The sequence below is a fragment of the Stenotrophomonas sp. FW305-3-2-15-E-LB1 genome, assembly GCF_058787375.1.
Genome location: NZ_JBYSZR010000056.1, coordinates 1 through 7,841 on the forward strand (window position 1 = coordinate 1; position 7,841 = coordinate 7,841).

A 7,841-nucleotide genomic window follows, 5' to 3' on the forward strand; every position below is an offset into this window, starting at 1 on the left:
GACCAAGCCCCCATGGATGGGTTTACGGCGTCCCCCTCAACCGGACCCACCCCGCCATCCCACGGAATGCAGGCTTTTGAAGTTGACGTTGATTGCAGCAGGTGCAGGGCTGCAAGCCCTGCAGAAGAACACCCCTACAGCACCTGCGGCCGGCACAGCAGGCTGAAACTGGCACCGCCCAGCCGCGACTCCCCCGCCGTCACACGGAACCCGTGCAGGCCAGCAATGGCCGCCACGATCGACAGGCCCAGGCCGAACCCCCCGCCTTCGCTCGCATCAGCCCGATGGAAACGCTGGAACACCAGGCTGCGCTCCGCCTCGGGAATGCCCGGGCCGGAATCCTCCACCACGATGCACGTGGCACTGTCCTGTACCCGCGCGGCCAGCCGCACCCGGCCGCCCTCCGGCGCAAACCGGATCGCGTTGTCCAGCAGGTTGCCGATCGCCTCGAACAACAGCCCGCGATCACCCACCACGCCTGGCAGGTCCGCCGCCAGTTCCAGCTCCAGCCATTGGCCCTTTTCCTCGGCCAGCGGCGCGTAGAACGCGTGGATCTCCTGCAGCAGCGCCTCCGGCGCCAGCGCGACGAAACCGGAGCGGCGCTGGTGGTCCTCCAGCTCGGAAATACGCAGCAGCGCGCGGAACCGCGCCATCAGCGTATCGGTCTCGTCCAGCACCTGCTCCAGCGCAAGCGCCTGCGGTTCGCCATCGCCCACCTGCTGGCGCATGCGGTACAGCTGCGCGCGCAGCCGGGTCAGCGGCGTGCGCAGGTCGTGGGCGATGTTGTCGCACACCCCTTTGACCTCGGTCATCAACTGCTCGATGCGGTCGAGCATGGCGTTGACGATCGAGGCCAGCATGTCCAGTTCATCGCGGCGGCTGGACAACGGCAGGCGCTGCCCCAGGTTGCCGGCCACGATCTGCGCGGTGGCCTGTTCAATGGCCTGGATGCGCCGCAGTGGCCGCCGGCGCAGCAGGTGCCAGCCGAGCAGGCCGGGCACCAGGGTCAGCGACACGCCCCACAGCAGTGCGTCGAGGATCAGGTGATTCACTTCGTTCAAGGGACCGCTGTAGCGCACCAGCACCAGGATGCGGCCGTCGCGGGTCGGCATCGCCAGGCCGAAGCCACGCTTGCCCTGCGCGTTGGCATCGGTGATCGGCAGCCCCGATACCGGGTGCGCGCTGCCATCGCGCGGAAGTTGCGCCGGCAGGGTTTTCAGCACCCCGGCCAGCGGCTGGCCCTGCGGGGTGAACAGCCCGTAGGCGTCGATGCCATGCAGGTCGTAGCGGCGGTTCTCGCGCAGTGCTTCGGTCAGCGCGTCGCCGGTAAAGTGTTCGAACAGGTGCGCCCGCTGCAGGACCGCCGACTGCGCCAGCTCGTCCAGGTACAGCGACACCCGCCAGTACAGCACGCCCAGCAGCACGCACGACCACGCCACGAACAGCAGGCTGTACAGCCCCAGCAGGCGGCTGCTGGACGAACGCCAGCCGTCAGACAGTTTCGCTGAGGACATAGCCACTGCCGCGCACGGTACGGATCAGCGACGGCAGGTCGGCCTGGTCGAGCTTGCGCCGCAGGCGGCCGATATGGACGTCGATCAGGTTGGTGCCCGGGTCGAAGTGGTAGCCCCACACTTCCTCGAACAGCATCATCCGGGTCAACACCTGCCCGGCGTTGCGCATCAGGTATTCCAGCAGCTTGAACTCGGTCGGCAGCAGGCTCAGGCTGCGGCCACCCCGGTGGGCGGTGCGCGCCAGCAGGTCCAGCTGCAGGTCGCCCACGCGCAGCACGGTCTCGTTGCTGGCCGGCTGCTGGCGGCGACGCAGCAGCACTTCCACCCGCGCAGCCATCTCGTCGGAGGCAAACGGCTTGGTCAGGTAGTCATCGCCGCCGGCACGCAGGCCACGCACGCGCTCGTCCACGTCGGACAACGCGCTGAGCATAAGCACCGGGGTCTGCACGCCGATGCGGCGCAGGGTGGTGACGATGGCCAGGCCATCCAGCCCGGGCAGCATTTGGTCCAGGGTGATGGCGTCGTAGTCGCCGCTGGCGGCACGGACCAGGCCTTCACGGCCGTCGGCCACCCAGTCCACCTGCAGCCCATGGTTGCCCAGCTCCGCCACGATTTCCTGGGCGGTGATGGCATCGTCCTCGATGGTCAATACGCGCGACATGGGCACCGCTGAAGTCCAGACTCGCCCATGCTCGCCAAATCGGCCGGTGCGGGCAAATGAAACATGCTTCATGCGGGCGCCCGGTACGTACCGGTTCAGCCCGGCTCGTTGTCCTCGCCGGGCAGTTCACCCAGTTCGCCCTGCACCTGCACGTTGTTGCGGCCCATGGCCTTGGCCCGGTAGCACTGGGCATCGGCGGAAGCCACCGCCTCATCCACGGTCATGCCCGTCTCAAGCGGGGCAATGCCGATGCTGGCGCCGATGCGCAGCCGTGCGGTGTCCCACGGAATGGACAGTGCGGCCAGGGTCTGCAGCAGTTCGCGGCCGATGCGGGCGGCACGGCGCGGGCCACAGCCAGGCAGGATCACCGCGAATTCGTCGCCCCCCAGCCGCGCCACGATGTCCGAATCGCGCACGCCGTGGCGCAGCACGCTGGCCACCGCCCACAGCACGGCATCGCCGGCCAGATGGCCCCAGGTGTCGTTGACCGGCTTGAAGCGGTCCAGGTCGATGAACATCAGCGAGGCGGCCTGGCCGGTGCGCTCGACGCGGGTGATCGCCTGCTGCAGGTGCGCCTCGAAACCCCGGCGGTTGCCCAGTTCGGTCAGCGGGTCGATCTCGGCCAGGTGGCGTGCCTCGCGCTGGCGGGCGCGCTGCTGGGTATCGTCGCGCAGCACCCACACCGCGCCGCGCACCTGGCCGTCGTCGTCGCGCAGCCAGGCACGGGTGAGGTCGACCGGCACTGTGGCTGCGCCCATCCGCATCAGCAGGTCAGCATGCAGGTCCACGGCATTGCTGTCCGGGTCCAGCAGTACGGCCACGTCCAGCACCGAGCCGGGCGCGTATTCGGTGGTCAGCGACAGCACGTCCTGCACATTGTGGCCAGCCAGAGCCAGCGCGTTATCACCCGCAAGGATGCGCACGGCCGCAGCGTTGGCATACTCGATACGTCCTTCCAGGGTCACGCTCAGCACCAGGTCCGTCACGGCATCCAGGGTGATGCGGCTGCGCTGTTCGGTTTCGTACAGGCGCTGCTCGCTGCTGCGCTGCGCAGTGACGTCCTGGATCTGCGACACGAAATGCAGCGGCTCGCCACGCTCGTTGCGCACCAGCGAGACCGACAGGCGCGCCCAGATGGTGTTGCCATCGCGGTCCAGGTAGCGCTTTTCCAGATGGTAGTGATTGCGCCGGCCGGCCAGCAGGTCCTGCACCAGGGCCAGGTCGTTCTGCAGGTCGGCCGGGTGGGTCAGGCGCTGGAAATCGACCTGCAGCAGCTCTTCGCGCGGGTAGCCGAGGATGCGGCACAGTGCTTCGTTGACGTCCAGCCAGCGCCCTTCGAGCGAGACCAGGGCCATGCCCAGCGCCGCCGAGGTGAACGCACCGGCGAACTTGTCCGCCGCCAGCCGCGCATCGGCACGCGCCTGCTGCATCTCGGTGATGTCGATGGCCGTGCCGACGTAGCCGATGCGCTGGCCGTCGGCACCGTCCATGCGGCTGATCGACAGGCGCACCTGCCTGCGCTGGCCATCCTTGCGCAGGAAGGTCCACTGCCGCGAGAACGTGCGGCCCTGGGCCTGCGCGGTCATGGCCTGGAACATCGTCGGCAGGCGCCCCTCGGCATCGGCCAGCGGCGCCAGGAACACGGCCATCTCTTCAGGCTCATGGAAGATGCCCGGGTCGACCCGGCCCACCACGTCGTCGGCCGAATAGCCCAGCAGGCGCTCGGCGCCGGTGTTGAACAGGGTGATCGTGCCCTGCGGGTCAGTGGCCATCACCGCCACTTCGTCGGATGCATCGACCAGCGCCTGCAGCCGCTGGCGCATTTCCGCCGCGTCCTGCCGGGCCTGCTGCAGTTCGGTCACATCGTCATGGGCGCCGGCCATCCACAGCGGTCGCCCCTGCCCGTCCCACTCGAACACGCGCCCGCGGTCATGGATCCAGATCCACCGCCCGTCCTTGTGGCGCATGCGCAGCAGGCACGCGTACTGATCGGTGTGCCCCTGGAAATGCGCTTCCAGCGCCGCATCCGAACGCGCCAGGTCATCGGGATGGACCAGTGCCTGGAACGTGTCCTGGCTTACCGGCTCCAGGTCTTCCTGGCGGTAGCCGACGATCTCCGCCCAGCGCGCGTTGATGCGCATCTGGCCGGTCTGCACGTTCCATTCCCAGGTGCCGGCGGCGGTGCCTTCAATGATCATCGCCAGGCGGCGACGGTCTTCGGCCAGCTCCAGCAGGCGGCGCTCGACCAGGGTGCCTTCGTTGTTGCCGGGGCCGCCCATCAGCGCCCCGTGCCCTGCGCGCACGCGCGCGCCGGCCGCAGCAGTGGGCTGCAACCCTGGTGGATGCTGGCGGCTACGATTGGCGCCACGGCCCTCCCCCGGCGACGTCGGGACGGCCCGATGGCCCCCCATGGGCGCAAGTGTGCGCACTGCGGGGGAACCTCGACAAGTCCCCCCACCCGGGCCGCAGCGCGGGTGGGGGCGGAGGTCAGCTGCGCTTGGCGCGGGCGAAGGCGTCGGCCAGGGCGTTGTTGGCCGGTGGCGCCGACTGCGCGGGGCGGCCGCCCGTGCCCTGCCCGCGGTTCGGGCCACGGTTCGGGCCGCCTGCATCGCGGCGCGGCCCCTGCCCCTGGCCGCGCTCCTCGCGCTGGCCCGGCCGGCTGGTGGCCTGGCCCGGGGTATCGTCCAGGCGCCGGGTCAGGGCGATGCGCTTGCGCGGCACGTCCACCTCCAGCACCTTCACCTTGACGATGTCGCCGGCCTTGACCACGTCGCGCGGATCCTTGACGAAGGTGTCCGACAGCGCCGAGATATGGATGAGCCCGTCCTGGTGCACGCCGATGTCGACGAAGGCACCGAAGGCGGCCACGTTGCTGACCACGCCTTCCAGCACCATGCCTTCGCGCAGGTCTTTGATGTCCTCCACGCCCTCGGCGAAGCGGGCCGCCTTGAACTCCGGACGCGGGTCGCGGCCCGGCTTTTCCAGTTCCTTGAGGATGTCGCGCACGGTCGGCACGCCGAAGGTCGCATCGGTGAACTGCTCGGCTTTAAGGCCACGCAGGAAGCTGCCGTCGCCGATCAGCGCCTTGATCGGGCGCGCGGTGCTGGCGACGATGCGCTCGACCACCGGATAGGCTTCCGGGTGCACGGCCGAGGCATCCAGCGGCTGGTCTCCATCGGCGATGCGCAGGAAGCCGGCGCACTGCTCGAAGGTCTTTTCGCCCAGGCGCGCGACCTTCAGCAGGTCCTTGCGGCGCTTGAACGGGCCGTTGTCATCGCGGTGGCGCACGATGTTCTCGGCCACCGTGGACGACAGGCCGGACACGCGCGACAGCAGCGCGGCCGACGCGGTGTTGACATAGACGCCGACAGCATTCACGCAGTCCTCCACGCGCGCATCCAGCGCCCGTGCCAGGCGGTACTGGTCCACATCGTGCTGGTACTGGCCGACACCGATCGCCTTGGGTTCGATCTTCACCAGTTCGGCCAGCGGGTCCTGCAGGCGGCGGGCGATCGACACCGCGCCACGCAGCGACACGTCCAGGCCGGGGAACTCCCTGGCCGCAAATTCAGACGCCGAGTACACCGAAGCACCGGCCTCGCTGACCACCACCTTCTGCAGCTTCGGGTTGCCGGCGGCCTTGATCGCCTCACCGGCCAGCTTGTCGGTCTCGCGGCTGGCGGTGCCGTTGCCGATCGCGATCAGTTCAACGTTGTGCTTGGCGCACAGCTGCCTGATCGTCTGCAGCGACTGGTCCCACTGCCGGCGTGGCTCGTGCGGGTAGATGGTCTCGGTGGCCACCAGCTTGCCGGTGGCATCGACCACGGCGATCTTGCAGCCGGTGCGGATGCCCGGGTCCAGGCCCAGCACGGTCTTCGGCCCGGCCGGCGCGGCCAGCAGCAGGTCCTTCAGGTTGTCACCGAACACGGCAATGGCGTCAGCCTCGGCCTTCTCGCGGGCCTGGTTGAACAGGTCCAGCAGCAGGTGCGTGTGCAGCTTCGCGCGCCAGGTCAGGCGGCAGGCATCGAGCAGCCAGCGATCGCCGGCGCGGCCCTGGTCGGCGATGCCGGCCTTGCGTGCCACGCGGCCTTCGGCGTACTGGTGGCCGGCTTCGGCATCGCTGCCCGGGTCCAGCTCCAGGAACAGGATCTCTTCGCGGCGCGCACGGAACAGCGCCAGCAGGCGGTGCGAGGGAATCTTCGCCAGCGATTCGGCGTGCTCGAAATAATCGCGGTACTTGGCGCCCTCGGTTTCCTTGCCCTCGGCCACGCGGGCGCGGATGACGCCGGTTTCGCCCAGCCAGGTGCGCAGTTCGCCCACCAGCGCGGCATCTTCGCCCCAGCGCTCCATCAGGATCGCGCGGGCGCCTTCCAGCGCCGCCTTGGTATCGGCCACGCCCTTTTCAGCATCGACGAAGGTGGCAGCGAACACCTGCGGGTCCTGCGTGGGGTCGCCCAGCAGGCCATCGGCCAGCGGCTCCAGCCCGGCCTCACGGGCGATCTGCGCGCGGGTGCGGCGCTTGGGCTTGTACGGCAGGTACAGATCTTCCAGGCGGCTCTTGGTATCGGCCGCGAGGATGTCATTGCGCAGCGCGTCGCTCAGCTTGCCCTGCTCGCCGATGCTGGCCAACACGGCGGCGCGGCGGTCTTCCAGCTCGCGCAGGTAGGTCAGGCGTACTTCCAGGTTGCGCAGCTGGGTGTCGTCCAGGCCACCGGTCACTTCCTTGCGGTAGCGGGCGATGAACGGAACGCTGGCGCCCTCGTCGAGCAGGCCGACCGCGGCACGTACCTGGGCGGACTGGGCACCGATCTCGTCGGCGATGGTCTGGGCGATCTGCTGGGCGAGCGCGCTCTGGGCGTTCTTGGCGTCGTGCATTGCTTCAGGTCTGGGCCGCGTTACGGGAAGGCCCCATTCTGGCAACCCACGGCCAAGCGGGACAAGGCGTTGACAGGCGGTGGGATTCAGCCTCCGGCGGCCGGTCTGGACGCCGGCATCCTGGCGAGGGGGGGGCTGGGATGCCGGCGCGGGCGCGCGATGGTGGGCGCGCCCTGCCGCGTGCTACGGGGTCAACGGTAGTGGCGGGCGGCGCGCTGCATGACGATGTCGTCGCGCAGGCTTTCCAGGGCCATCAACCGGACCTTGCCGACACCCTGCAGTTCCATGAACCGCTCGGTGTAGAACTCCGGCCCCAGCGCGGTGTCGGCGCGGGATTTGCTGAAGCCGTAGGGCACTACGCCCTTTTCGCCATCCTTGCTACCACCCACATAGAGAACGATTGCCATGTGATGTCTTCCTCCAAATTGCTACTGCGTACTGCACACGATGAGCGGTACTTGCGAGCTCATCGGGATAGAGCTTACCGCGATCAAGCTGACTGGAACGTCACGAAGGCTAATGACGATCGGTTGCATGCAGATGACTGCCGGATCACTGCAGAACGCTTACAGATCCTTAACTTCCAGCTAACAAGCGGGGGTTTCCAGCCAACGGCGCAGCCCCTCGTGGGTGGTGGTGGCTGGTGGATCAACGGCAAAACCGTCGCGCTGGTCGGTCGGGTTGGGTTCGCGGGGGACGCCGTGAACCCATCCATGAAGTGACCCCCGGGAGTTGGACACCTGATCCGACCCCGAGGGTTACATGAATAGATATGAGGTTTGTTTCAAATT

The 7,841-nt window shown here is 68.5% G+C and carries 5 protein-coding genes; all 5 read right to left on the reverse strand.

Annotated elements, in window-relative coordinates:
• Window positions 1-134: 134 nt before the first annotated feature.
• The gene (locus tag AC3WL7_RS21245; protein ID WP_492753009.1) at window positions 135-1,514 is read right to left on the reverse strand and encodes a sensor histidine kinase; all 1,380 of its coding nucleotides are present in this window, start codon (window positions 1,512-1,514) and stop codon (window positions 135-137) included.
• On the reverse strand, window positions 1,492-2,175 hold the full coding sequence (locus tag AC3WL7_RS21250; protein ID WP_492753011.1) for a response regulator transcription factor: 684 nt from the start codon (window positions 2,173-2,175) through the stop codon (window positions 1,492-1,494). Before AC3WL7_RS21250 ends, AC3WL7_RS21245 begins: the two co-directional genes overlap by 23 nt.
• A gap of 95 nt (window positions 2,176-2,270) precedes the next feature.
• A complete protein-coding gene (locus AC3WL7_RS21255) occupies window positions 2,271-4,454 on the reverse strand; it encodes a PAS domain S-box protein (protein ID WP_492753015.1) in 2,184 nt (727 codons plus the stop codon).
• Between the two features lie 208 nt (window positions 4,455-4,662).
• The gene (locus tag AC3WL7_RS21260; RefSeq protein WP_492753013.1) at window positions 4,663-7,050 is read right to left on the reverse strand and encodes a Tex family protein; all 2,388 of its coding nucleotides are present in this window, start codon (window positions 7,048-7,050) and stop codon (window positions 4,663-4,665) included.
• Window positions 7,051-7,241: 191 nt separating this feature from the next.
• On the reverse strand, window positions 7,242-7,457 hold the full coding sequence (locus tag AC3WL7_RS21265; RefSeq protein WP_025879252.1) for a hypothetical protein: 216 nt from the start codon (window positions 7,455-7,457) through the stop codon (window positions 7,242-7,244).
• Between the last annotated feature and the right edge of the window lie 384 nt (window positions 7,458-7,841).

Excerpts from the sequence above, each read along its gene's own strand:
- AC3WL7_RS21255 (WP_492753015.1), bottom strand. The coding sequence starts at position 4,454 with ATGGGCGGCCCCGGCAACAACGAAGGCACCCTGGTCGAGCGCCGCCTG.
- AC3WL7_RS21245 (WP_492753009.1), bottom strand. The coding sequence starts at position 1,514 with ATGTCCTCAGCGAAACTGTCTGACGGCTGGCGTTCGTCCAGCAGCCGC.
- AC3WL7_RS21260 (WP_492753013.1), bottom strand. The coding sequence starts at position 7,050 with ATGCACGACGCCAAGAACGCCCAGAGCGCGCTCGCCCAGCAGATCGCC.
- AC3WL7_RS21250 (WP_492753011.1), bottom strand. The coding sequence starts at position 2,175 with ATGTCGCGCGTATTGACCATCGAGGACGATGCCATCACCGCCCAGGAA.
- AC3WL7_RS21265 (WP_025879252.1), bottom strand. The coding sequence starts at position 7,457 with ATGGCAATCGTTCTCTATGTGGGTGGTAGCAAGGATGGCGAAAAGGGC.